This is a genomic window from Sinobacterium norvegicum, assembly GCF_923077115.1.
In the GTDB taxonomy this organism is placed as follows: domain Bacteria; phylum Pseudomonadota; class Gammaproteobacteria; order Pseudomonadales; family Sinobacteriaceae; genus Sinobacterium; species Sinobacterium norvegicum.
Genome location: NZ_CAKLPX010000002.1, coordinates 15893 through 41476, shown reverse-complemented (window position 1 = coordinate 41476; position 25584 = coordinate 15893). Strand labels below are relative to the sequence as shown.

General features: G+C 51.6%; 26 protein-coding genes. 19 read left to right on the top strand and 7 right to left on the bottom strand.

The features are described from left to right. Positions 1-80 precede the first annotated feature (80 nt). A complete protein-coding gene (locus L9P87_RS09175) occupies positions 81-701 on the top strand; it encodes a methyltransferase family protein (protein WP_237444435.1) in 621 nt (206 codons plus the stop codon). Between the two features lie 189 nt (positions 702-890). On the opposite strand, the gene L9P87_RS09170 is transcribed toward L9P87_RS09175, so the two are convergent. Continuing rightward, the gene (locus L9P87_RS09170) at positions 891-2018 is read right to left on the bottom strand and encodes a zinc-binding dehydrogenase (RefSeq protein ID WP_237444434.1); all 1128 of its coding nucleotides are present in this window, start codon (positions 2016-2018) and stop codon (positions 891-893) included. A gap of 197 nt (positions 2019-2215) precedes the next feature. Between L9P87_RS09170 and L9P87_RS09165 the strand changes: the two genes are divergently transcribed. Continuing rightward, positions 2216-3121: a LysR family transcriptional regulator gene (locus tag L9P87_RS09165; RefSeq protein WP_237444433.1), complete on the top strand. Its 906-nt coding sequence runs from the start codon at positions 2216-2218 to the stop codon at positions 3119-3121. Between the two features lie 50 nt (positions 3122-3171). Here the strand turns inward: L9P87_RS09165 and L9P87_RS09160 are convergent, their stop codons facing one another. Beyond that, entirely contained in the window at positions 3172-4206 is a 1035-nt protein-coding gene (locus tag L9P87_RS09160; RefSeq protein WP_237444432.1) for an AraC family transcriptional regulator, read from the bottom strand. 168 nt (positions 4207-4374) lie between these two features. Here L9P87_RS09160 and L9P87_RS09155 point away from each other — a divergent pair, with 168 nt between their 5' ends. The 16 genes from L9P87_RS09155 to L9P87_RS09080 all read left to right on the top strand — a co-directional run bounded on the left by L9P87_RS09155 (position 4375) and on the right by L9P87_RS09080 (position 18984). Beyond that, complete coding sequence (locus L9P87_RS09155; protein ID WP_237444431.1) at positions 4375-5982, top strand: FAD-binding oxidoreductase; 1608 nt, start codon at positions 4375-4377, stop codon at positions 5980-5982. A 71-nt stretch (positions 5983-6053) separates the two neighbouring features. After that, complete coding sequence (locus L9P87_RS09150; protein ID WP_237444430.1) at positions 6054-7649, top strand: glycerol-3-phosphate dehydrogenase/oxidase; 1596 nt, start codon at positions 6054-6056, stop codon at positions 7647-7649. 33 nt (positions 7650-7682) lie between these two features. Continuing rightward, entirely contained in the window at positions 7683-9245 is a 1563-nt protein-coding gene (locus tag L9P87_RS09145) for an FGGY-family carbohydrate kinase (RefSeq protein ID WP_237444429.1), read from the top strand. Between the two features lie 122 nt (positions 9246-9367). Continuing rightward, on the top strand, positions 9368-10666 hold the full coding sequence (locus L9P87_RS09140) for a DEAD/DEAH box helicase (RefSeq protein WP_237444428.1): 1299 nt from the start codon (positions 9368-9370) through the stop codon (positions 10664-10666). A 198-nt stretch (positions 10667-10864) separates the two neighbouring features. Next, positions 10865-11206: a PBPRA1643 family SWIM/SEC-C metal-binding motif protein gene (locus L9P87_RS09135; protein ID WP_237444427.1), complete on the top strand. Its 342-nt coding sequence runs from the start codon at positions 10865-10867 to the stop codon at positions 11204-11206. Positions 11207-11461: 255 nt separating this feature from the next. Further along, entirely contained in the window at positions 11462-11860 is a 399-nt protein-coding gene (locus tag L9P87_RS09130; protein WP_237444426.1) for a carboxymuconolactone decarboxylase family protein, read from the top strand. A gap of 178 nt (positions 11861-12038) precedes the next feature. Next, positions 12039-12233 carry a DUF3185 family protein gene (locus L9P87_RS09125; protein WP_237444425.1) on the top strand — a complete coding sequence of 65 codons (195 nt, stop codon included), beginning with the start codon at positions 12039-12041 and terminating at the stop codon, positions 12231-12233. 109 nt (positions 12234-12342) lie between these two features. After that, a complete protein-coding gene (locus L9P87_RS09120) occupies positions 12343-12822 on the top strand; it encodes a DM13 domain-containing protein (protein WP_237444424.1) in 480 nt (159 codons plus the stop codon). Between the two features lie 142 nt (positions 12823-12964). Continuing rightward, positions 12965-13963 (top strand): DUF2860 family protein, encoded by a 999-nt coding sequence (locus L9P87_RS09115; protein ID WP_237444423.1) that lies wholly within the window; start codon positions 12965-12967, stop codon positions 13961-13963. Positions 13964-14779: 816 nt separating this feature from the next. Beyond that, a complete protein-coding gene (locus L9P87_RS09110) occupies positions 14780-15643 on the top strand; it encodes a hypothetical protein (protein WP_237444422.1) in 864 nt (287 codons plus the stop codon). 64 nt (positions 15644-15707) lie between these two features. Beyond that, positions 15708-16136, top strand: coding sequence for a hypothetical protein (locus L9P87_RS09105; RefSeq protein ID WP_237444421.1), 429 nt, complete (start codon positions 15708-15710; stop codon positions 16134-16136). A 3-nt stretch (positions 16137-16139) separates the two neighbouring features. Next, positions 16140-16346 (top strand): hypothetical protein, encoded by a 207-nt coding sequence (locus L9P87_RS09100; protein WP_237444420.1) that lies wholly within the window; start codon positions 16140-16142, stop codon positions 16344-16346. Between the two features lie 101 nt (positions 16347-16447). Beyond that, on the top strand, positions 16448-17497 hold the full coding sequence (locus tag L9P87_RS09095) for an SH3 domain-containing protein (RefSeq protein WP_237444419.1): 1050 nt from the start codon (positions 16448-16450) through the stop codon (positions 17495-17497). Between the two features lie 91 nt (positions 17498-17588). Continuing rightward, a complete protein-coding gene (locus L9P87_RS09090) occupies positions 17589-18221 on the top strand; it encodes a DUF1294 domain-containing protein (RefSeq protein WP_237444418.1) in 633 nt (210 codons plus the stop codon). 122 nt (positions 18222-18343) lie between these two features. After that, positions 18344-18607, top strand: coding sequence for a hypothetical protein (locus L9P87_RS09085; protein ID WP_237444417.1), 264 nt, complete (start codon positions 18344-18346; stop codon positions 18605-18607). Positions 18608-18663: 56 nt separating this feature from the next. Beyond that, positions 18664-18984 (top strand): DUF2956 domain-containing protein, encoded by a 321-nt coding sequence (locus L9P87_RS09080; RefSeq protein ID WP_237444416.1) that lies wholly within the window; start codon positions 18664-18666, stop codon positions 18982-18984. 63 nt (positions 18985-19047) lie between these two features. On the opposite strand, the gene L9P87_RS09075 is transcribed toward L9P87_RS09080, so the two are convergent. The 5 genes from L9P87_RS09075 to L9P87_RS09055 all read right to left on the bottom strand — a co-directional run bounded on the left by L9P87_RS09075 (position 19048) and on the right by L9P87_RS09055 (position 24471). Then, on the bottom strand, positions 19048-19527 hold the full coding sequence (locus L9P87_RS09075; RefSeq protein WP_237444415.1) for a putative hemolysin: 480 nt from the start codon (positions 19525-19527) through the stop codon (positions 19048-19050). 99 nt (positions 19528-19626) lie between these two features. After that, the gene (locus L9P87_RS09070) at positions 19627-20208 is read right to left on the bottom strand and encodes a TetR/AcrR family transcriptional regulator (RefSeq protein WP_237444414.1); all 582 of its coding nucleotides are present in this window, start codon (positions 20206-20208) and stop codon (positions 19627-19629) included. A gap of 120 nt (positions 20209-20328) precedes the next feature. Continuing rightward, positions 20329-21954: a hypothetical protein gene (locus tag L9P87_RS09065; RefSeq protein ID WP_237444413.1), complete on the bottom strand. Its 1626-nt coding sequence runs from the start codon at positions 21952-21954 to the stop codon at positions 20329-20331. Between the two features lie 106 nt (positions 21955-22060). Beyond that, the gene (locus L9P87_RS09060; protein WP_237444412.1) at positions 22061-23191 is read right to left on the bottom strand and encodes a nitronate monooxygenase; all 1131 of its coding nucleotides are present in this window, start codon (positions 23189-23191) and stop codon (positions 22061-22063) included. A gap of 89 nt (positions 23192-23280) precedes the next feature. Further along, positions 23281-24471, bottom strand: a complete 1191-nt coding sequence (locus L9P87_RS09055; protein ID WP_237444411.1) for an acyl-CoA dehydrogenase family protein — start codon at positions 24469-24471, stop codon at positions 23281-23283. 267 nt (positions 24472-24738) lie between these two features. Here L9P87_RS09055 and L9P87_RS09050 point away from each other — a divergent pair, with 267 nt between their 5' ends. Next, positions 24739-25575, top strand: a complete 837-nt coding sequence (locus tag L9P87_RS09050; protein WP_237444410.1) for an enoyl-CoA hydratase-related protein — start codon at positions 24739-24741, stop codon at positions 25573-25575. Positions 25576-25584 lie beyond the last annotated feature (9 nt).

The window sequence follows — 25584 nt, the reverse complement described above, 5'->3', positions numbered from 1 at the left end:
GAGTTGATCAACCTATCAATTAACTCCGCCCCCTTTGGATTTGTTACACGCACTCCGTCTTCGAGTAATTAGATATGAATATGGCTAATGAAGTATTAGAGATAACAGAATTTACGCGTATTTATTTGGCTATATTTTACTCAGCGGTTGCAGCGTTTTATACCGTGAGAATAATTTTGATGAAGCGGTCTAATGCTGGAGAAATAATATTCCCTGGGAAACGTTTCTGCTCAACATGGTGGAATCATATATCCTTTCGATTCTTTCGCGCCACCATATGGCTAGTTTGCCTGTGTAGATTATTTCTCCCTGCGGTCGATAATTACTTAGGGATAGTAGAAAGTCTTCAGATGAAAGCAGTCATTCTCACAGGAATAGTGTTACTAACACTAGGATTTATTTCGACGATTATGATTCATTATAAATTAGGTAAACAGTGGCGATCCGGAATTGACCCTAATGGGCCAAGCGAGTTGGTTTCAAATGGCTGGTATAGATATAGTCGCAACCCTATGTTTGTTTGTGTCGCCATAGCCCAGTTCGGTTTTTTCTTAGCAATGCCATCCCTCTTTTCACTTGTCTGTTTGATGATAGGTTTGTACACATTAAATAGTCAGGCTCTGGCAGAAGAGAAGCACTTATTCATCTTATATCCTAGAGAGTATAAAGATTATTGCTCTCATGTTAGGCGATGGATATAACAGTACAGAACAATAGGCTCAGGTCTTTGATTTATGATCGCAGACCTGTTTTCGGTAGGTAGGCTCCGCAGGGGGCGCGCCTGTTCTTGAGCGTATGCATCACCCAGTATTGATATCAACGGCACATTGGTGCCAAGCCCGGCGTTGCACCGGGCATTGGCGCTAATGTTGGCGTTTAACGCAACCCAATTAACCCTGAGGGGTAATCAAATACTTCTCACCGGTCGCCTGTTTACCGTAGGCCGCCATGGCGCGTAATTGTAATACCTCTGCCAGGGTTACCTCGTGCGTATAGTGACTGGCAAAGGTGGTGGTGATTTCGTCGGCCACACGTTGACGCATCGCAACAACGGTGTCGGGGCTGAATTTACCCAGAATATTAAACAACAAGAAGCCACTCACCGCCCAGGCAAAGCCGAAGCTGCGATTTAAGGTGATGGGGCCACGGTCTAATGCGCCATAGATATACACCTGTTTGAAAATATCAGAGCCATAGATGCTGTGCTCTGTCATATCACGGGCGGCAGCCACTTCCATACAGCTGAGAATATCGCTGGTTAATTGCCCGCCACCGATGGGGTCAAAGGCAATGGTTGCCCCGGTTTCAATAATCGCCGCCGTTAAATCGGCAAGAAAGCTATCGCGGCTTGAGTTAACAATATATTTTGCGCCCATTTCACGCAGCAGTGTTTCCTGCTCGTCTTTGCGAACAATATTGATTAAGTCGATGCCGTCGGCAATACACACACGGTTTAACATTTGGCCCAAGTTAGAGGCTGCCGCGGCGTGAATAATGGCCTTATGCCCTTCGGCACGCATTGTTTCAACCATTGATAATACGGTCAGCGGGTTAACAAAAGACGAGGCCGCCTGCTTGGCCGTGGTGCCGTCTGTATGCACCAGACAGCTGCGCACGTTGGCAGCGATGTATTGACGAAACGTGCCGCCGCCAATGACGGCAACGGTTTTGCCCATTAATGCCTGTGCCGCCGGGGATGAGCCCGCCGCTATGACGGTACCGGCCCCCTCGTTACCCACAGCCGTTGCCTTACCCACACGGGTTTTCACCGAGGGCATAAACTTAGCGGCAATATCTGCGCTAATCACAGGGCGGGTCTCCGTCCCCGATTGTGTCGCTTTTGCCATGTCGGCAACGCTGAACATAACGCCCAAATCCGATGGGTTTAATGGTGCCGCTTCGATGCGCACAATGACCTCATCGGCACCGGGTTGCGGTATGTCGATCGCTTGCAGCGCCAGTGTTAAGGTGTTGTCTTGGCTGATGGTTGAGGTCAACTGGATATTGTTCTCTGCCATGATGTTCTCCTACTCAGTAGTTAATATGTGCGCGTCACATCAGCTTAGCATTGCTCATGTGCAGATTGTTTCTATTGCAGTCAGGCCATTATTACCTGATATAATTCGTTAATATATACGGCATAATGCGATTCACTATTGTCTTTAAGGCAATAATAGAGCAAAACACGCCGCCAACCACCGAATGGAGAAGCCGCTTGGATCAACTACGCGCAATACGGTATTTCAGTAAAGTCGTCGAAACAGAGAGCTTTACCCAGGCCGCCCGCGCCTTTAATGTGCCGCCGTCATCGCTGTCGAGGCGGGTGGCTGACTTAGAGAAAAGTTTGGGCGCGACACTGTTAAAGCGTTCAACCCGTATCGTTAAGCTGACGGAGGTGGGCCAAATTTATTATAACGATATTCAGGGGCTTCTTAGTCAGCTCGATCAAATTAATGAAACCGTTCTCAGCTATCAAACAACACCCATGGGGCGCTTACGCATCAGCTCGATGGTGGGTTTTGGCGAGCGTATATTGCTTCCTCTTTTGGACGATTTCAGCGCGCTATACCCGCAGGTTGTATTGGATGTCAGCCTGAGTGATGAGCTATCAACACTTGGCCGCGACGATGTCGATATCGCTATCCGTGGTGGTTACGCGCCCAATGAACGTGTGCTGGCAATAAGGCTGATGGATAACGGTTTTATTCCGGTCGCGTCACCCGGCTATTTAGCGCAACACGGCACCCCACAATGCACCACGGATCTCAAACAGCATAGCGGTCTGTATTTTAAAACACCGACAGGGCCTACGCCCTGGTTATCAAACATCGCTGGGCAATGGCATGATGTCTCAGGGCCTGCGGTGGCGATATCAAATAACGGCGCGTGGCTGGCAAAAAAAGCCTGTCATGGTGAAGGCATATTGATGTCGACCCGATGGGCACTGGCCCCACATATTGCCTCTGGGGAGTTGCGGGAGCTAAACTTTGAGCACGAATTATCGATCAATCAAAATTCTGATATGGCGGTGTATTTACTGTATCAAAAACAGCGATACTTGGTGCCAAAAGTCAAAGCAGCAGTGGACTTCTTAGCCGAGCGATTAAAAACCAAAAAATGAAAAAACCGCCGACCAAGCAACACCGATGCCAGAGCCAAACGGGCGGTCAGTTACGGCAACGGGGAATGAAGCGTACGGTATTCCCCCGGCGCGTGGCCGGTCCATGATTTGAAGCGACGCTGAAACGATCGCACCTCACTAAAGCCTAGGTTATCGGCAATATCATTAATCGCTGTTGGTGTGGTGGTTAACCACTCGATGGCGGCTTCGCGCCGAACATCATCTAACAGTTGCTGATAGCCGGTGCCCTCGGCCTGCAACCGTCTTTGCAGTGTGCGCTCAGTCATATCCAGGGCTTGGGCGACTTTTTCTTTGCGCGGTAGCTCCTGCTCCATTAGCTGGCGCAATACGGCTCTAACCTGCAACACCAAGGTATTTTTCTGTTTTAACTCACCCATTATCGATTCAGCCTGCTGGGTGAGGCTTTGTAACAGGGCGGGATCCGGCTGGCGTATGGGAACCGCTAACAGCTCGTCATCGACAATCAGCGCGTTGCGGCTGGCACCGAACTCAATATCGCAGCCAAACAGCTGCTGGTAGGTGGCCAATTGCTGGTCGTTGGGGCGTGGTCGCTCCAGTTGTACGCAGAAGGGTTTGCCCTCGGGTAGGTCGGCCAGGTAGCGAGTAAATTGCGTCCACGAGTACAGCACGTTGTCGATCATGTGGGGAATAATAACCGGGTCATCGTACTGGCACACCCACCGTACCGCTAAGCGGCTGCCCGATTGCTCCAGTTTGGTCACCCCCATGTCACCGACAATCCCCTCATACAGCGGCGTCATGTGCAGGGCCTCACGGGTAGTGCGACAATTCATAATCATATAACCGAAGATGCTGTAGGACCCCGGCTGCACATAGGCGCCGCTTTTTAAACCAAACAGCGGGTCATCGCAGGCATCGACCAGCCAGCGAATGAGGCGCTGGAATTCAGTGCCCGTAACGCGACTAATGGTACTGTCTAAGATACCCACTGGTAGGTCGTTTTGTATCAGCGCGTGTTCGGCGGCAATACCATAATCCTGCGCCGCCCTTAAGTATTGGCGCAGTGCGGCGGTTGATGCAGATCCAAGGCGGTCTTCGGTCATAGGGTTTCAATATAATCGCTGAGTATGGTATGGCCTGATTTACTACCTCTGTGTCCCAAAGCGACGTTGAAAAAGGTGCTTGGGGCAGTAAACTGAGTGTCATATTAGCGCTACCGGCGTTACGGGTCTATTACTGGTCATCATTAAAATAACAAGCGGGAGAACACTATGCGTCGTTGGAATGGTTGGGGCGATACCAGCACAACAAAAGAGGTATCGGCCCATGGCGGCGCCTTGATTCGCAGTATTATTGGCCAGCCCAAGGCCCTCGAAGATGCATCATTGGAGAGTGTTATGGCCACGGTGCCCGCCTCTCGTCTGCCCGCTCATGCCTTAATCGATACCGATGTCGAGCAGCGTGTGCGCCACGCCCGCGGCCAGAGCTTTGCCGATTGGCTGGCCATGCGCAGCGGTGATTTTGGCGTCTTCCCCGATGGCGTTAGCTACCCCGAAACCAGCGCTCAGGTGCGGCAGATTTTGGATCTTGCCGTGGCCCATGATTTTATTGTCATCCCCTATGGTGGTGGCACCTCTGTCGCCGGCCACATAACACCGCAAGCCAATGCCAAACCGATTCTAACGGTGGATATGGGGCGGATGAATCATCTGATGGAGCTCAACGAAGAGAGCCAGATTGCGACGTTTGGTGCCGGTACACCGGGGCCACAGGTTGAGGCGCAGTTGCAGGCACGGGGTTATACCCTGGGGCATTACCCGCAGTCGTGGGAACTGTCGACCATCGGTGGCTGGGTGGCCACCCGTTCCTCCGGACAGCAGTCTTTACGCTATGGCCGCATCGAACAAATGTTTGCCGGCGGCAAACTGGAAACACTGCAGGGGACGATGGATATTCCCACCATTCCCGCCTCTTCAGCCGGCCCGGATATGCGCGAGGTGACCATGGGCATGGAGGGCCGCATGGGCATTTATACCGAGGTTAAGGTGCGGGTTGTGCGGGTGGCGCAGGAAGAGAAATTCATGGTCTGCTTTATGCCCAACTGGGCGGCGGGCAAGGCCGTTGCCCGCGAGGTGGCGCAGCAAAAAATCCCGATGTCGATGATGCGCGTCAGCAACGCGGCGGAGACTCGCGCCCATGCCAATTTAGGCACCAGCTTAAAACAGTTCAAATTACTGGATGGCTATTTACGTCTGCGCGGCCTGGATGACAATCGCTGCATGCTCACCTTTGGCGTCACCGGCAGTAAGCTGCAAAACAAAGCCTCGATGCGCCAGGTGAAGAAAATTCTAAAACAACACAAGGGAGTGGGCGGCCCGTTAGCCAATATCATGGGGTCTATCTGGGCCCATGGCCGTTTTAAGTTTCCCTATTTACGCGAGACAACCTGGGCCCAGGGCATTGCCGTCGACACCTTAGAAACATCGACAGACTGGGATAATGTCGACCCGCTAATGAACGCCATGGAGGCCTCTTTGCGTACGGCTTTGCAGGACGAGGGTGAGGAGGTGATGGTTTTCACCCACCTGTCCCATGTCTATGGCCAGGGTTCGAGCATTTACACCACCTACTTCTTCCGCTGCGCCGAGACCTACCCCGCCACGCTGGCGCGCTGGCAGAAACTCAAGGGCAAGACCAGCAAGGTGATCGCCCAGGGCCGGGCAACGATTTCTCACCAGCATGGCGTTGGCCGTGACCACGCACCCTATATGCCGGCTGAAAAAGGCGAGTTGGGGATGCGGGTGATTGAGACGCTGGTTAATGATTTTGATCCTGACCGACGCTTAAACCCCGGTGTTTTGCTTGAGGACAACCAATAACACCCCCGTGTTATTGGTGCTCTCATACCCATTCATTTTTCCACCGGCATTGACAATAGGCAGCGAAAACGATGTGGCAACAAGCATGGCAAACCGGTCATCGAGACTTATTGATCGACCGATTAAAGGATGATAAAAACCACTGGGATATGGTCATTGCCGGTGGCGGCATTACCGGCGCTGGCATCGCGCGCGAGGCCGCTCGTCGCGGCCAGAAAGTGCTGCTGGTAGAGCGGCAAGATTATGCCTGGGGCACCTCCAGCCGCTCGTCAAAAATGGTCCATGGCGGCCTGCGTTATATCGCCGCCGGTGATATTAAGACCACAAGACATTCGGTCAGCGAGCGTGAGCGGCTGATGAATGAGGCACCGGGGTTGGTCGATCAAATGAGCTACCTGATGGCACATTATAAGGGCGTGTTCCCTGGCCCTGTGGTGTTTAACACCCTGCTGAAAATTTATGATTTTTTTGCCGGCAAGAAATATCGAAAATTTCACCGGCTCGCCAGCTTCGAGCGCCTAAGCCCATTGATTAACGAGGATCAGCTGACCGGCGGCACGCAGTTTGCCGATGCCATCACCGATGATTCACGCTTGGTTATTCGCGTGCTGCGCGAGGCTCAAAAAGACGGCGCCGATGTGATCAATTACATGGGCATTGAATCGCTGATAAAACAGGGCGACGATGTTACTGGTGCGGTGTTAGCCGATGCCGAAACCGGCGAACACTATACCGTTAAGGCCAAGGTGGTAATAAATGCCACCGGCGCCTGGGCCGATGCATTACGCGGCGAGGTTTGCGATGAAAAGAAAATACGACCCGCCCGTGGCAGTCATGTGGTGGTTCCCTCTTGGCGTTTACCGGTAGGCTCCGCCTTTACCGCCATGCACCCGGATGACAGACGACCGATTTTTATTTTCCCCTGGGAAGGCCGCACCGTCATCGGCACCACCGATTTAGATAACCCGGCCATAGCCAACACCGAAACCAGTATGACCCGTGAAGAGCTGGTGTATTTATTGAAAGTGGCCAACGTGCAATTCCCCAAAGCTGAATTGATTGAGCAGGATATTATTTCATCCTGGGCCGGTGTGCGGCCCTTAATCAGCTCTGGCGCATTAGATCCCTCGAAGGAAAAGCGTGACCACAGTGTCTGGAACGACCGAGGCTTGGTGTCTATCAGCGGCGGCAAGCTGACCACCTTCCGATTGATTGCGCTCGATGCCCTGCAGGCGGCCAGCGAGTATTTACCCGGCCTCGATGCGACAGATTGCGGCGCCGAAATTTTTACCCCCTCAGCGCCTCATCATGCACTGTTTGCCACGCTGCCAGGTTACTTACAAAAACGTCTACAGGGGCATTATGGCATGGAGACTGATGCGCTATTAACCCAGGCCCACGATGGCGACCTCGATGTTATTCCGGGGGCTCAGGCCCTGTGGGCAGAGCTGCGCTGGTCGGCGGCAAATGAGGCGGTCATTCATTTAGATGATTTGTTATTGCGCCGCACCCGCATTGGTCTGTTAGTCGAAAACGGGGGGTTAATTTTTGCCGATAAAATTCAAGAAATTTGTCGCCAAGAATTACATTGGAACGATCAAAAATGGCTTTTCGAGCGCCAACGTTATCAAGAAATTTGGCAGAAATATTACAGCGTTCCTGTTTAACAGAACGCAAAAATAATAATAAAAGGATCCACTGTGAGCCAACCGAAATATGTCCTCGCCATTGATAATGGCACACAAAGTATTCGTGCCTTGGTCTTTGATGACCAGGGGAATGTCGTTGCCAAAAGCAAGGTCGATCTGGTGGCCTACGTCTCAACTCAACCCGGCTGGGCTGAGCAGGAGGCGGAGTATTATTGGCAGTCTTTGGCGCAGGCCTGTCAGGCATTATGGGCCCAGGGCATTGTTAGCGCCGATCAAATTTCCGGGCTATCGCTGACCACACAGCGCTATACCATGATCAATTTGGATGACCAAAAAAACCCGCTTCGCCCGGCGATTGTGTGGATGGACCAGCGCAGGGCTGAGATTGAAAAACCTGTCGGTGGTATGTGGGGAATATTGATCAAGGCGCTGGGTCTCAGCAATGTCATCGCAGAATTGCGGGCAAAGGCCAGAGACAATTGGATTGCGCAGAATCAACCAGAGATTTGGGCCAAGACAAAACACTATGTCAGCCTGTCGAGCTATCTTACCTACAAGCTGACCGGCCAGCTAAAAGACTCTACCGGTTCCACTATGGGGTATCTACCCTACGATTATCGCAAACAGCAGTGGGCGAAAAAAAGTGACCTCAAGTGGACGTTGCTGGCCGCGACTCGCGACATGATGCCAGAGCTGGTCGAGCCGGGGGATCAACTCGGCACCATCAGTCAACAGGCTGGCGATGCCACCGGCCTGCCTGCGGGGCTTAAGATGATCGCCGCCGCCTCGGACAAGGCCTGCGAGGTGCTCGGCGCTGGCGGTATCAGCCCGCATATTGGCTGCCTGAGCTATGGCACCACCGCCACCATTAATACCGCGACCACAAAATACGTCGAGACGCTGCCGTTTATCCCTCCTTTCACCGGTGCCATGCCGAAGGTCTACAACACCGAGATGATGGTCTACCGCGGTTTTTGGATGGTCAGTTGGTTCAAGAATGAATTTGCCCAGGCCGAGCAGCGCAAGGCAAAAGAGCTGGGCGTCGAGACCGAGCAGTTATTCGATGAGTTACTACACCAGGTGCCTGCGGGTTCGATGGGGTTGATGATGCAGCCATACTGGTCGCCGGGGGTACGCCAACCCGGGCCAGAGGGCAAGGGTGCGCTGATCGGCTTTGGCGATGTGCATAAGCGCGCCCATGTCTATCGCGCCATTGTTGAAGGTTTAGCCTATGAGCTGCGCAGCGGTAAAGAGCAGATCGAGAAGCGCAGTGGCAGCAAGATAACCCGCCTGAGAGTGTCCGGTGGTGGTTCACAGAGTGACGCCGCCATGCAGTTAACCGCCGATATATTTGGCATGGCCGCCGAACGCCCCCATACCTTTGAGGCCTCCGGCCTCGGTGCGGCCATCAATTGCTGTGTCGGTTTGGGCATCCACCCAAGCTATGAACAGGCAATAGAAAAAATGACCCGCCTGGGCGATGTGTTTCAACCCCACGAGCCGACGGTGCAGTTATATGATCGCCTGTATAAGGAGGTGTATAGGAAGATGTATCAACGCATGCAGCCGCTGTATCAATCGATACGCGAGATTACCGGCTACCCGGAACAGTAAATGGCGCCGTTGGCCGCGGTCAAATCATGCTGTCGTAGGCTTTGACCGATTCCACTCACTGAGTGACCGATAAATACGCTAAAATAGAGGGCTGACATCTTAGCTTTGAGCCTTTTACCGTAATGACTACCGCCACAACCGCCGCCAATTTTACCGAGCTTGGCCTTATCGCCCCGTTGCTCGCCCGTTTAACTGAACTGGAATATCAACAGCCTACGCCCATTCAAGCACAGGCCATCCCCAGCGTATTGGCCGGTCGTGACCTGATTGCAGGGGCCAATACCGGCTCGGGTAAAACAGCCACCTTTGCCCTGCCACTGCTGCAGCAGCTATCGCAGCAACAGGACACTGCCCCCCGCTCAAACCGCACAGGCCAAGCCGGCAATGATGTCAGCGGCCTGATCTTGGTCCCTACCCGGGAATTAGCCCAGCAGGTTGCCGACAGCATTCGCTCTTATGCGGTGCATTTTAATGGCCGAATTAAAACCGTGGCGGTTTTTGGTGGCGTCTCCGCCAACCCCCAGATGCAGGCATTGCGCGGCGGCAGCGATATTCTGGTGGCCACACCGGGTCGCTTACTCGACTTGATTTCAAGCAATGCCATCAAGCTCGACCGGGTTAACACCCTGGTGCTCGATGAGGCCGACCGCATGTTAAGCCTGGGCTTTAGCGACGAGATATCGGCGCTGCTGGCTTTAATGCCCAACAAAAAACAGACGCTATTATTCTCGGCAACCTTTCCTGAACAGGTGCGCGCATTAACCCAGAGCCTACTGAATGAGCCGGTCGAGATACAGCTACAAAGCGCCGATGCCAGCACCCTGGTACAACGTGTTTTTACTGTTAACAAGGGCGAAAAAACTGCCGTTCTAGCCCACTTAATTAAGCGGCATCAATGGCGACAAGTGCTTATTTTTGTCAACGCTAAAAACAGCTGCGAGCACTTATCTGAAAAACTCGCCAAGCGTGACATCAGCGCCCAAGTGTTTCATGGCGATCAGGGCCAGGGCGCTCGTAGCCGCGTGCTAGAAGCATTCAAACGTGGCGAAATTGAGGTGTTGATTGCCACCGATATCGCCGCCCGTGGCCTCGATATCGACAAGCTGCCGGTGGTCATCAACTTCGACCTGCCCCGAAGCCCACTGGACTATATGCACCGTATTGGCCGCAGTGGCCGTGCCGGTGAAGTCGGCTTAGCCTTATCGCTGATCGACCACGAGGATTATCATCATTTCAACATTATTGAGAAGAAAAATAAATTTCGACTCGAGCGCGAGCCAGTAGCAGGTTTTGAAGTCGATCAGGCGCTGATCGATGCGCTGCCGGCGGTCGAAAAACCGATGGCCAAGCCGGCGGGCACAGGCAAGAAAAAACGAAAAAATAAGACACCGGTGAACAAAGATATCTGGGGCGGATATTAAACCTGCTTATATCAAAGACATGCTGTTTTTCGAGACGAATGTAGTCTGGGATGCACTACTGGTTGAGATCGCTGTCATCGCCGCTCTTCGCCAGGATTTCAACGCCATCTGGCCAACCGATATGCTAAACTAAGCCCCTTTAGTGGCAGCAGGCGTATTGCAGGTTGCCGCCTATTTTTTCAGCGGTTGGGTTATAACATGTCAGATAAATTCTTCTTTAAGGGCCGCCAAGATGCGCGGGTGAGTAACATTGAATACGGTTACGAAACCAAGGCCAGCAGCAAGGCCGGCAGCAAAAAATACCCGCTGGCATTAACGGTTACCAACCAGGCGCGTCAGCAGGAGGTTGAAGCCCTGGTCGCCGACGCGCAGCTACACGCTGTTGTCAGCATTAACGACAGCGACGGCGCGGTTGAGTCCATCACCGAGCTAACCGCCCTGCTCAACAAAAAAAGTGCTGTCAAAGTCGATAAGCTGCCCGCCCGCAACGAGCCCTGTGTTTGCGGCAGCGGCAAAAAATTCAAGAAGTGTTGCGGCTAAGCGGTAGTTATTTTTCTCACAGCAAGACAATAACTCGAGCGGGTGACGACAATTGCCGTCACCGTTAGCGCGCATCGACCGACCGATTAGCTGGCAAAAGTAACCGGCTCATCACCCTCAATTATCCTGATCATAAAGCCCTTCCACTGTAACGTTTAATCCTTTATGGTCAGTAAAAATACGCGCATTCGGCGCCATTGATCAGTCATCAACCACGGATGAATCCGTGCCCTCTCTATTGGAGACACAGTAACCATGGACAACGAAAAATACCAGGCAGGCTTGGCGGTCAGACGCGAGGTCATGGGTGACGCCTTTGTCGACAAGGCGCTGGATAACACCACCGACTTTACCCAGCCACTACAAGAATTAGTCACTCGCAATGCCTGGGGCGAGGTGTGGGTGAGAGATGCCATCAGCAAGCAGACCCGCAGCCTGATTACCATCGCCACACTGGCGGCGCTGAAGGCGACCACCGAGCTCAAAGGCCATGTGCGCGGCGCCCTGCGCAATGGCTGCACGGTAGAGGAAATTCAAGAGGTGTTATTACACTCGACGGTTTACTGCGGCATGCCGGCCGGTGTCGATGCTTTTCGGTCGGCCAAGGAAGCCATCGATGCCTGGCAGGCTGAGCAGGACGAGCCCAAGGGCTGATCGCCCTTACCCGGATAGGCATCATCGCGCTGTTCGCCTAGCGACTCGCCATGATGCCGACGATATCGAGCGATCGCCTCAACTCGAACCAAAAGACAGCGAGTAATTTCTATTGCCGCTTTCTTTTTCATAAAAAATTCCGATATAGTGGCTAAGAGTATCCATATAGGGAAAGACCATGAATAAGAAATTACTCTCCATTATCTTGCTTGTTGTTGGTGCCGGTCTGATTTTTTGGGGCTATCAACTCTCCGGCTCGGTCAGCTCGCAGTTCAGTAAATCGCTGACCGGATCGTTCTCAGATAAAATCATGCTGCACTATATCGGCGGTGCCGTTTGTATTGCCGTCGGCTTATTTCTCGCTAAAAAATAATCACTGAAAATCGCCAACGCAGTATTTTGGCACTCTGTCAGCCCGCCTCATCTCGGCATATCGCCCTGGTGCAGGGCTGCGCTAAAACCGATAAACCGAGCCCGGCAGAATGAAGAAAACAACCTCACTAACACTACTTCTTAGCCACCTTATCGCCATCGGCTTTGGTTTTGCCCTAGGTATCTATCTACTGCCTATTATCACCGCCCCAACGGCGCCCGATAACGCCGCCGTTGCCGAGGCGGCAACGGCACGTATGTTTGTCGGCCAGTTTGATCGTGAGCGCGCCGACAGTGATGCGCTGCACTGGGGCGAGGGTGAGGTGTCGATTAATACCGCGACTATTTCACTGGCGGGTACGTTGGCGCCGGGGCCGGATTACAAGCTGTATCTGTCGCCGCAGTTCGTTGAAACCGAGGCCGACTTCCAGCGCCTAAAAGCATCGATGGTACGCGTCGGCGATGTCGACACCTTCGATAACTTTATTGTGTCGGTACCCCAACACATCGACCCCGCCGACTTTAATACGGTTATTATATGGTGTGAGACCTTTGGTCAGTTTATTACCTCGGCAGGCTATCAACCGTGAGTTTCATACGATGTTGGAGGCGGATACAGGCTATTTCATACCGGCTGATGGTCTGTCTATTCACCGCCATCGTATAGGGTATAACAGCCAGTATTTGTAGCGGCTATAACAATAATTTTTTGACGTCAGTATAGGTTTTTCAATGCGCTTAACACTCTCGGTTCTACTCTGCTCAGCATTGCTGACAACCTCGGCCATGGCCAGAAACACGCTGCCCGAGGAGTCGGGTTTTTCGGGAGACATCTTATTTGGCGTGATGTATACCGGTGGAAAATCATTAATGGCCGCCGGCGATGACGACAAACAAACCCTCGACAGCCTCGAGGACAGCCCCGACAGCAGCAGCAAGGTGTTGCCGGCTCTGACCGGCAACCTCTATTACACCTTCAACTCCTTGGTCGATCAGGCCTATGTGGGTGTCAGTCGCTCCAAGGCGGTACAGGGGCAATTCAGCCCAGAGCTGGGCTACCGTCGACTGTTTTCAAAACGCTCCAATCTGACGATTGCTTACGTGCCTAATTTAATCGACAGCGACACCTGGTCCGACCCGTTCTTAACCGGGCAGGAGCGAGACCAAACAGAGGCACAGTTGTCGGTGGTCAGGGCCAAGTGGCAGGGTATTGTCGACTCCCCCTTCGGCGTTGAAGTCGCCTATGGTGAATCTGACATCGAGGATGAGCAGAGTGGCGCCAGCCTCAACCTCAGTGCCGATGAGCAGGCAGCGCTGCAACGGGGCTCCCGCTACTATTATATTGGCGGCGACATCACCTTCCCCCTGGCCCGCGGCACACTGATGACAACCACCCTGTACCACCTCGACAGAAAAGCTGACGGCGAGGCTTATAGTTTCGATACCTTTGGTATCGAGCTCGGCACAGTCTCGTCCAGGGGGCGCCATACTGTCATTGCCAACCTGACTTATGAAAGCCATGAATACGACGGTTTCAACCCGGTGTTTCAGCAAACACGAGACGATAATAAAGTCGCCCTGTTCCTCGCCTATTTTTATGCCGAACCCTTTGGCTGGAACAATATCAGCTATTCAATACTGTCCTCGTTCAATGACCGCAGCAGTAATATCGGCTTCTATGAGCAGCAAGGCCTTTTTGTCGCCACCGGCCTAAACTACGATTTTAAATAATCCTTATTGGGTTTAATAAAACAGGAAAATCATGCAGCAGCTCACCGACATCCCCCTGGTTCAGGTTCAGCACTTCGCACGCCACTCCGTCAGTCACACCCCGCTGCCGTGACCGGGCTGCGCTTTTTGAGGTTAATACACGGATTCGGCACTTCGCACGCCACTCCGTCGGTCACACCCCGCTGCCGTGACCGGGCTGCGCTTTTTGAGGTTAATACACGGGTTCGGCACGTCGCACGCCGCTCCGTCGGTCACACCCCGCCGCCATGATCGGGCTGCGCTTTTTGAGGCTAGCGCTTCGCACGCCACTCCGTCGGTCACACCCCGCTCCTGTCGCTGCGCTTTTTGAAGTCGCGGGGAATGACCGACTACGCGGCCGGGGTAAGGCGGCATATCGTATGATTTGGCGGTTTCGTCGGACCGAGAAACACTGCATATAATTACAGTAAAAAGAGTACTATTGCCCCCCTTTTCCGCATAACGCCGAGAATACTATAAGTTATTTCAGAATACCTTGTAATTACAGTGAGATAAGGGCATAAACGAATGTATAAAAATGGCAGATTATACCGACTGCAGCGGAGGGTATTAATAAAAGTGCGATTCCGCTCATTTTTGGTCGAATAAGTTGCTTCGCTAATAAACAATAAATATTAACTACTTACTGGCGTAATTCGGCAATACTGAAAAGGGTGATAGGCGGAACGTTCCGCTTTATGGGGGAATGAGGGTGTTATACCGACTCTTCCTAGGTTTTTCGTTATTACCGACTAGTCAGTAGAATAAGCGTTAAAGCCCACAAGGAAAGTACCGCACATGCACGAAGAAACAGAACTTCTAGTTAATGCGATTAAAGGCTTGAAAAATGAGACAGGCATATTCAAAGATTATGTCTTTCCAGTTGCAAGTGCGTTATTCACTTCAATGCTTGGCGCAGGCATAGCCTACTTTACGATTCGTCACCAAGAAAATATCCAAATTGAGAAAGATAAGATGAATGCGGCCAACAAATGGACTTTGATGGCTGAGGAAGCGAGATCATCCCTAATAGCGATAAAGGGAAATTATCAAAAAGGATTAACGGCAAACCCCTTCCATAGGATTAGTGCTGTGCCCAGCATTTTATTCCACGCCACTCCGATAACGGGAAGGTATGATGACTTATCTTTTATAATCCCGAAGGCAAGCGCCAAGCCTGAAGAACCGAACAAGTGGAGCCAAATTACTAGAATCAGATCGATGATTTTAAACTATAACTACTGCTTGGAGTTATGGAAGCAAAGAAACCAAATAGAAAGACCGATCAAAGAGCATATTATCGCTCAAACCGGCAGCCAAGCTTATGTAAATATGAACGAAGAGAAACTTGGTGAGCTTGTGAGCCCGGCTGACCTTTCTCTGCTGATAGATATAACTGAACGAGCAATAAAACTAACTGATGACCTTATAATTGAACTTGATGATTTCTTGAGCGGCTTCCCTGCTTATGCTCGTACACTTATAGATAATAAGCGCTTAAAACGGTATGGGTCGGTCATAAAATATTCGAATAACGATAACCAACTGCTTATAAACCTGATCAAACGCTGTCCTGATCCAGACTATTCTCTAGTTGAACATCTATTCGGCGAGAGTGCAGAGTTAATTAAGCAGCGGCATCGAACTGGCTATGAGCAATAGCTTTAACAAGGCAAGGCAGTCTGACGGCTTCGCCGCCAGCTGCTTTTGGCGTTAGGTATCAACTATGGATACATCCGATATTATTGCATCTATCTCGGCGGTAATTGCTGCAGGGTCTCTGATTTATACAATCCAAAGTAACAAAGGCAACCGAGAAATAGCGCAAGCAGCTTACGATCATACTAAAAAGGCCGGCACTACAGATTTGGTTGCTGCCTGGAAAGGAATAAGAGCTATAAACCCTGAAAGCCCTATTACGCCTCAAGTTGATAATGCACTAAGAGCCTTACAGCTAACAGCTGGGTATTGGCTTCATGACATAATCGAGAAAGATATTATTTATGCACAGGCATGGACGGACTATCAATCTATTTATGATGCATTAAAAGTATGTGAAATAGAAATTCCCGGCACTGGAGTTACAGGAAAGTCGACCCTAACTAAAGAAATGGGCGATGCTTATGCACAAATGAATGCTTATAAAAAGGAGTGACTTATGAGTCAAGAAGATGTCGCAAAAACACTAAGTATTTTAAACACTCAACTACAAGAGTTATCACTAAATAATCAGAGGTTTGAAGGAGAATATGTGGTTGTTGTAGAAAATCTGTTACATAAAGCGGATTTGCAGACAAGACTACTTCTTCCGCCCGGTGACCCGTGCCCTCACTGTCAAGGCTCGGGCGTAGTTCCAAATACCTAACAATTCAATCAAAGTCGCCTTCGGCTGGACACGCTAACGCGCGCCCTTTATTGAGGCGTTAGATTCTTAGGATCACACTAAGGCAGAAGATTAAATAAAATATGGATAAAAGTATTGAAAGGCTCATTAATCCTCCTTGGCTCGACTCAATTCGGCGGATGGAAAAACAAATGAGCATTGCGTCATTGGCATTTCAGGAATCTGAAGCAATGCGATCAATAAGGAAGCTTAGTGATACCACCAGGCTAGCATCATTGGCTTTTAACGAATCAGAATTAATGAAGACTGCTCGTATTGCAGCAGAAAGCAGTAGATTAGCTTCACTTGCCTTCAATGAATCAGAAGCTATGAAGTCGATTAGAAAGTTCAGCGAGTCTAATCAATTTGCAGCACTGGCTCTGCAAGAGTCAGAAGCCATGAAGTCATTTAGAGCCGTTGCTGAATCTACTCGGCTCTCTACAATTGCGTTCCAGCAATCAGAAGTCACTAAGCAATTACAGCACCTTGCCAAAACAAGCCAAATGGCATCAATCGCGCTACACCAATCTGAAGCTTTTAATCAAATATCTCAGCTCAGCAATTTAGCCTCGTTTAAAGCCTTGGCAAGTTTAAATAACACTCCGTTTCCCGAAAGTGTTGTCATGGCGTTTACCACGGAAATGGGGGGCGAAGAGATATCTGATGAGTCTCTTATAGAAATAGATGCCCAGATAAGCGAAGAAATATCTTCGCACACAGATTTTAATGCTCTCTCTGAGAAAACCAAGAGTATTTTACTATACCTTTACCACAACTATTTTTTACCTATTTTTCTAAGCTGCTTGTCCGCCTATATGATGACGAATGCGATTGAAGCCAGAAAGGAACTTGAGTCTGTCACAACACCTTATGAAGTAAGAGCCTTTGTCCGTTCATCAAGTCGAAAATTTGATCGAGCAGCACTAAGCGGATTTAGGGTCACGACAGTGGATTCTCTTCACTTTAGAGATGGGCCTAGTATGAAGTCAGAGGTGATCACAAACTTGCCAATTGGCACGCTGGCTGAAGTAATAGATAAGTCACATCGTTCATGGCTTCTAGTCGAAGTCGAAATAAACGGAGTTCTTGAACAAGGCTGGGTGTCTAGGCGATATACAGCGTATTTTAAATGAATCTAACAAGGCGCTGTTATCGGACTGATTTTCCGCTGCGCTCCAAACCAGCCGCAAAGCGCGGCGTTAGCCATCAAATCCGAGAGGGAGCATGAAGCTTCAAGGTAAAGTAATAAATTGGAATGATGATAAAGGGTTCGGGTTTGTTGAGCCTAATGGGGGAGGCGACCGTGCTTTTGTTCACATTAAAGCTTTTAAGCCTCGTTCACGTAGGCCAGTTAATGGTGAAGTTATCATCTACGAATTAGTTCGAGAAAATAATAATCGGTTCAAAGCTACAAATATCAAATTTTCTAGAGATGCTAAGGCTGCAAGCGATCGAAGAAAAGTTAAAGGTGGTAGTAAACTTGGCGTAGCCTTTACAATACTTTTTTGTATTGGACTTTTGGCGTTTATCGTTGTCGGAAAATTATCGGTAATCGTTGCAGGGCTGTATGTTGCAATGAGTTTAATAACATTTATCGCTTATGCAATTGATAAGTCCGCTGCTCAAAATGGGCGCTGGAGAACAAAAGAAAGCACATTACATCTTTTTTCTACATTTGGTGGTTGGCCTGGCGCTTACTTTGCTCAAAACAAGCTACGTCACAAATCGAGTAAAGAAGAGTTTAAAATTGTTTATTGGGTAACTGTCTTTTTGAATTTAGGTGGCTTTTTTTGGCTCCATACTGAAAAAGGAACAAACTTTCTTAATCACACAATTGTTCCATTATTGAGTGGCTAACAAGCCCATGATATTTAGGGTCAGAGTAAAAACCACCACGCCTGAGCCGGCCATTACCTTTCCTAACAGACCGTATTAGCTCGGCAGCTGCCAATATCGTCGCGGAGGCATCGTCAGCAGGGATGCTGACGCTGAGCCTACAGGGAGGTATTCACGGCGTCCTCCGCGAGGGTATTGGCAGCAGCGCAGACATTTTGGGCCAGAGTAAAAACCACTACAACGAACTCGGCCACCCCCTCCTAACAGACCACATTAGCTCGGCAGCTGCCAATATCGTCGCGGAGGCATCGTCAGCAGGGATGCTGACGCTGAGCCTACAGGGAGGTATTCACGGCGTCCTCTGCGACGATATTGGCAGCGGTTCTCGCGCAGTACTCATGGCTTAGCGGCCATAACAACCACCGTGATACAATGGCAGAATACACCGCAAAGTACCGATATTATGGCTCAGCACAACTCCAACCAGACCAAGGACGAGGCGATGAAAGTCGCCAAGTCGATCCAAAAACCCGGCCAGACCAAGGAGCAGACCAAGCTGGTTGCTCAGGGTATCGAGAAGGGGATTGCCGAATACAAGAAACAGCAAAAGGCCAAGGCCCGGGATCGCGATAAACAGCGCAAGCAGGAACTCAAGGCTAAGGCTGCTGCAGCGGCGGATACCGTCGTCGATGAGCCAAGCAGCAAAGCTAACAACGCCTTACTGCCGTGGCTATTGCTGGGGCTAAGCTGGTCGGGCTTTGCCGGATATTATTTCTTAGCCTAATTTCTCAATACTAAAAAACAAAAAACGCACCTAAGGTGCGTTTTTTTATGGTGCAGGTGACGATTAATTCTGCGGATGATTGTCGCGGAAATACTGCCACTGCTCGACCGCACTGCCATCGGGTAGGTTGCAATAAGTGGTTGCTACCTGGTCGACGGTCTCGGTCTTTAGCATGCCACCTTTCTGCTCACAGAAGACGGCGGCCGGGTTGGCCATATCAGCCTTGGGACGATGATGCTGGGCGCGATAGTATTCCCACTGGTCAATATAACCGCCGTCAGACAGTTTGCAGTACGCGTCTTCGCTGCCGTCATCATTGGTTCGTGGCACCAGCTCACCACCGGTGTCTGTGCAGAAGACGGCGGCAGGGTTTGCCATGCCAACCATTGGTTTCGCCGCCTCTTGCTGAGGCTCTACTGCGGGTTCAGCCACTGGCTCGGCTTCGGCCGGGGCAACAGGCTCTTCTTCGGTACTGGAACAGCCGATAATCGTCAGCGTTAATAGCGCGGCGACAAGGGGTTTAATGAGTACAGAGTTTTTCATAAACAACAATCCTTGCTGGTTTAAGTCGGGTTTTAAACACCCGAATGTGATCTCAGTGACTCCGTTATTATTAGCCTATAACAGCCATAAAGCGAATTGCTATTGAACAATTAAAGCCGGGACCAGGAAGTTTTTTAACGTCTGGCGCATGCGAATAGTATCGTTATGGTATTGACTTGGGGTCATTAAAAACGACAACAACACACGGGTACACCACTCGACGAAGTCAGATAATTCCACCCCCTCGCGAATCTTACCCTGCTCTTTGGCCAGGTTATAAACCAACTCAGAATTACGCGCACCGAGCTGATTAAAACTGTCTTCGTAGGTGCCAATACGGTTGAACATCATCGCCGTCGAGTCGGTGTAGATAAGACGGATGACTGGATGGCGAGGTAATTCACGCAGACAAAACATCATGCCCTCGACAATTTTATCTTCCACCTCGGGGTAATAACCGACCTCGCTCTCGACCCGGCTCATCAACGATTCTAAATCGCGTACCACGGCCTGACCGATGACATCTTCTAAGTTGCTAAAGTGACGGTAGAAGGTGGTTCTGCCCACGCCGGCAATGGCGAGAATTTGTTCGATGGTAGGACTGGCGTCCGCCTCGGCATAGCAGCTAATAGCGGCGTCAAATATTTTGTTACGAGTGCTGTCGGTGCGAGTGGAAGCCACGAGGATACCTTTTTCAGACGAATTATTATTATTGTACCCGACGGCTGCGCCGATATGAATCACAGCCGCTTCGTCTGTTGCAAATATGCGCCCATCCCTGGACGCATAATACTAAAAGGATTATTGCGCGCCGACCACGACACCGCTCTTGGCGGGATCGGTATTGAGCCGCACCCGGCCCCAGCTGGTGCCGAAGTGAACACGGCCATTCTCATCCAGCAGTGTGCCGGCAAACAGGCTGTTATAACGCTGATCGCCAATCACATAATGGAAGGCCGATTCGCCGCTGTCCCAGTTCATCGCCTCCAGTGTCCACTGGTTATCACGGGCACCGACGAGGTAGACAAGATTGCTGCCCTGGCTGACGATGGGCACGCTGTTCGGCGAGGAGACCTCGGTGTTGACCCAATCGTTCTCCAGCGCTTTCTTGTCGGGGTTCCAGGCGAATTTCTGCACACCATAGGGCTGGTATTGCGGGCTTGAGCCGAGGAAGGCGACCAGCAATGTCTGCGCTTGTTTAGGCAGGTACCAGGGGGCATTATTGGGTTGATTATTCACCACCAGGGCACCATAGCCCGAGACCACCACCGACTGCTCCGATTGAATCGCGGTCAGGTTGAGGCTGCCCATGCTGGCGGGCAGGCTGCCGGCAATACGCGGGTCTTTGCCGGCCAACGGCGTCCAGTCGGCGGGGATGTCATCGCGCCAAAACGCCATCACATTCATCAAGTCATTACCGTCGGTGATAATCACCAACTTGTCCTCATCACCAAAACCCATCAACGACGGTGTGGCACCGGTGCCCTCGCCCAGCGTGTTGGGGTACTGTACCGACCAGGCACCGTCGGCCTCATCAAGGGACAGGGTCTTACCGTTCCAGATGATCTTATGCATATGATCCTGCGAGGCGAGGAAGATACCGCCGTCTTGATCGATGGCCATGCCGTTGCGCACCCAGCCCTTACCGGCGGGGCCGGTGGCCTTGTCTTCTGCTCCTTCGGCGTGGTTAATCCGTAACATCTGGTACTCGCTGAAATCACGCTTCACCGTTAACAGATAACCGTGTTCAGTCACCACCACCAACCAACCGTCGTAGGTCATGTTCAGCGTCATCACAAAGCCGAGGTTGTCCGGCAGCTTAAAACTGGCAGCCGGGGTAATAGCAGAGTTTCTGTCGGCGGGATAGCTATCGCGATAGACATCGATCGAGCCTTTTTTATTCCCCACATAATAATTGTTGTCCTTATCGAGCAGGGTATACACCGCCGACAGGTCGCGCATCTTCGAGGCGTCTTTGTAACCCCGGTAAATATCGAACAAACCCTGGTTACTCTCGTTGAAATGGTTGATGCTCTCGTCAGCCTCTTCAATTGTCCACTTTTTCTGCTCGGGGAAATAATAGGTGGCGAGCACTTCAAAGGTGTCGTGGTCGAGTTTGACGATACGGTCGAGGCCGTTGCTCCAGGTGACGCGACGACCGTCTTCATACTTTGATGAGGTCAGCGAGCCAAAGTGGGCGGGACCAACAGCGGCATAGTCAATTTCACTGGCATCGAGTTGGCGGCTGACATCGACGGGGCCGCGCTGTGGTACAGAATCTTGCTGGGCAGAATCAACATGGCCTAGGGCGTAATGCGAATCCGCTAAAAATTGGTTTTTCTCCGGCATGTTGGCCGCTAATACGGAAAGTGATGCTGACATCGACAGGGTGATGGCCGATACCGCCAGTGCGATTTTTTTTATCATTGTCTGTTCCTAGTATTAGCTGCTGCTAATGATGTCTGTTGCGTTGAAAAATGAAAACGCACCGGCAAACTATTGGTACGCTTTTATCATTATGTCTCTTTTAGAGTTAGGCGTCTTCTAAAAAACTGTTAATGCGCTCGACCGAATCAGCGTATTCGTTCAGTAACCTGAATACAACTTGGCGGCAGCTTTCCTGCTGGTTGATCAAACCCACCGTTTGGCCGACAGGGTTAAACGCCACCTTCTGCGTATCGGCGACACCGGCATAGTTCTTGGTGCGCTTGACCGCATCGAAGGTCACCATACCCTGCATTGGCATGCCGAGAGGGTCTGGGGTGTCCTCCGCTGCCCAGGCCTCGGTCCAATCTGACTTCAGCATACGACAGGGCTTGCCCGTCCATGAGCGCGAGCGCACGGTGTCTTCGCTGGTGGCGTTAAAGTAAGACGCTTTCTCGGCCGGGTCGGCCTCAGCTTCTTCTACCGCCAGCCACAGCGAGCCAGTCCAGACGCCAGCGGCCCCCAAACACATGGCCGCCGCCATTTGGCGACCGTCACCGATACCTCCGGCGGCTAATACCGGCGTATCACCAACAGCGTCAATAATCTGTGGCCACAGTACCAGCGAGCCAATTTCACCGGTATGACCGCCGCCTTCGGTGCCCTGGGCAATAATAATATCGACACCGGCCTTCTTGTGCGACAGCGCTTGCTTGACCTTGCCACATAATGCGCCCACCAAACGGCCGGTGGCGTGAATCTCTTCGATAATATCGACCGGTGGCGTGCCGAGGGCATTGGCGATCATTACCACGTTTTTACGGGTCAGCGCCTCGCGCAGTAACGGCAGCGCTGTCGCCTCAGTCCAGCCCTGCAGGCCACCCTTGGGGCCGTTATCGTCCGGGCTTTTCGGTACGCCATGCGCTGTTAATAGTTGCTCGGCAAAGATGCGGTGACCATCGGGAATCAGCGTTTCTAACTGCTCACGCATGGTGTCGACATCAGTCTCACCCATGCCTTCATATTTCTGAGGAATAACAATGTCGACGGCATAGGGCTTGTCGCCAATATGGGCATCGATCCAATCGAGTTCGGCCTTGAGCTGCTCGACGGTAAAACCCACCGCGCCCAAAACACCCAGGCCACCGGCCTTGCTGACTTCGACGACGACGTCGCGGCAGTGGGTAAAGGCAAATATCGGTGACTCGATACCGAGTTTTTTACAAAGGTCGTTGTTCATTGTTGCTCCTGCGTTTTACGCTATTTTTGTTGTCTCGGCCCTGTCTCGGCCTGTTGTTTTGCCGAGGCTCCGCCTCGATTATGTCGTCATTAATCCGGCATTTTTAACCGATGCTTGGCCACCATATTAAGCTGCACCTCAGAGGTACCGCCGCCAATGGTCAAGGCCTTGGATAATAGGAAGCTCTTGGTGGCGTCGACTTCACATTGTGCAAAGCCCTCGCCCTCGTTGCCCAAGCCCTGACTGCCTAACATGGCCATCGCCAGTTCTTCACGTTGCTGATCGAGTTCGGTGCCAATATATTTGAGTGCCATCGCCGCCGGTGCGTAGCCGTTGACTCGGCTCTCTTCAGCCACCCGGGCCTGGGTTAGGCCGAGGGCATGAGCGTCCATTTGCTGTCTGGCTAAGTCGTCACGCCATGCCTGGGTCGTGCTGTGGTTTTTGGCATAAAGACCGGCTAATTCGGTGATACTGTATTTGGGCTTCGGCATAAAGGCCTGTAGATCGGCCATCATCGTGCGCTCGTGTACTAACAAGCCCTTGGCCACCGACCAGCCCTTGTCGATCTCGCCGACCACCATGTCCTTGGCAACGACGACATTATCGAGAAAGCTGTCGCAGAAATCGGCGGTGCCGTTAATCAGCGGTACGGGGATGACGGCCATGCCAGGCTGATCCATATCGATCAACACAAAGCTGATGCCATGTTGTTTCTTGCCGCTGTCATCGGTGCGGACCAGGCAGAACATCCAGTCGGACTTATCGCCGTCGGTGGTCCAGCTCTTCTGACCGCTGACCAGGTAGTGATCGCCTTGATCGACGGCCTTACAGCGGATATTGGCTAAATCAGATCCGGCGCCGGGCTCGCTATAGCCCTGACACCAGCGAATCTCACCGCGCACAATCTGCGGCAGATGCTGCTGTTTCTGTTGCTCACTGCCGTACTCTAATAATGCCGGGCCTAACATCCAAATCGCGTGACCAATCAGGGGTGGGCGACAACCCAGCTTGGCCATGGCCTTTTTCAATACCTTGGCCTCGGCCGCAGAGAGACCGCCACCGCCATATTCACTGGGCCATGTCGGGACTGTCCAGCCCTTGCTGGCCATGCGGTCCAGCCACAATTGCTGATCGGCGCTGAGCTCGGCCTTTTTGCCGCCATAGACCAGGTCATCCATGGTGGCAGGCTGACGCATAGAGAGCGGACAATTATCGTCCAGCCACTGGGTTACCTCGATGGCAAAGCCTTCTAGGGCTGATTTTTCCTGCTGTGTGCTCATCGCTGACACCACCTCACCTATGACTCTTTGGGTTCTCGACACGAATGACTTTCGGGCTATTCTACGGTGACCCCAACTTTTCTGGCCTCGCCATTAAAGATGAGACCACCGCAACTATTAAGACATTACGAAGAAAATGTACCTATTTTTTGTTAAGGTCTAGCCTACTTGAAAAGCAACTCAATGCAATTAATGTTTTTTAACTATACATAATTGGGACATTGACTGCTATTATGTTCCATAAATAAATTTGCGAGATGTTTTGAAATGACCACCGATACGGAATACAAAACAATCAAAGTCGCCATCGATCGCGGCGTTGGTGTCATCACCCTCAATCGCCCCGAGGCGCTGAATACCTTTACCGGTGGCATGGGTGAAGAGTGGCAACAGGCTCAGCTGGCACTGGCAGCGGATGATGATGTCCGCGTCATCGTTGTCACCGGTGCTGGTGCCGCCTTCTGTGCCGGCGCCGATCTCAGTGGCGGCGGCGACACCTTCGACAAGCAGGAAGACATGAGCTTTTCCTCCTGCCCAATCACCCCGGCCTATCAATTGAAGAAGCCTGTTATCGCCGCCTGTAACGGCCACGCCATCGGTGTTGGCTTTAGTTTAGCGCTACAAGCAGACTTCCGTTTCCTGAGTAAACAAGGCAAATACGGCTTGCTACAGGCCCAGCGTGGCGTTCTTGCCGACGGCTGCGCCCACTGGTTGCTGCCCCGTCTAATTGGCATGGAAAAAGCCCTCGAACTGATGCTGACCGGCCAAAAAATGACCGGCGAACAGGCCCACGAAAAAGGCCTGGCACTGCAGGTCGTCGAGGCCGATCAGGTACTCGAGACAGCCATGGCCTTCGCCTACTCGCTGGCCGAAAAATCCAGCCCGCTGGTCGTCGGCTTGGCGAAGCAGCTGATGTGGCAGAGTCATGATATGTCAGCCGAGCAGATGGAAGCGCTGGAAACAAAACTATTGCACCAGTCAATGGGCCTGCCCGATGCCATCGAAGGTGGTGTTGCCTTTATGGAGCGTCGCACACCGACGTGGACCTCTTCTATCAATAACGATTGGCCGACCTGGTGGTTGGCTGACGAAGACAAGCAGTAATCAGCGGAG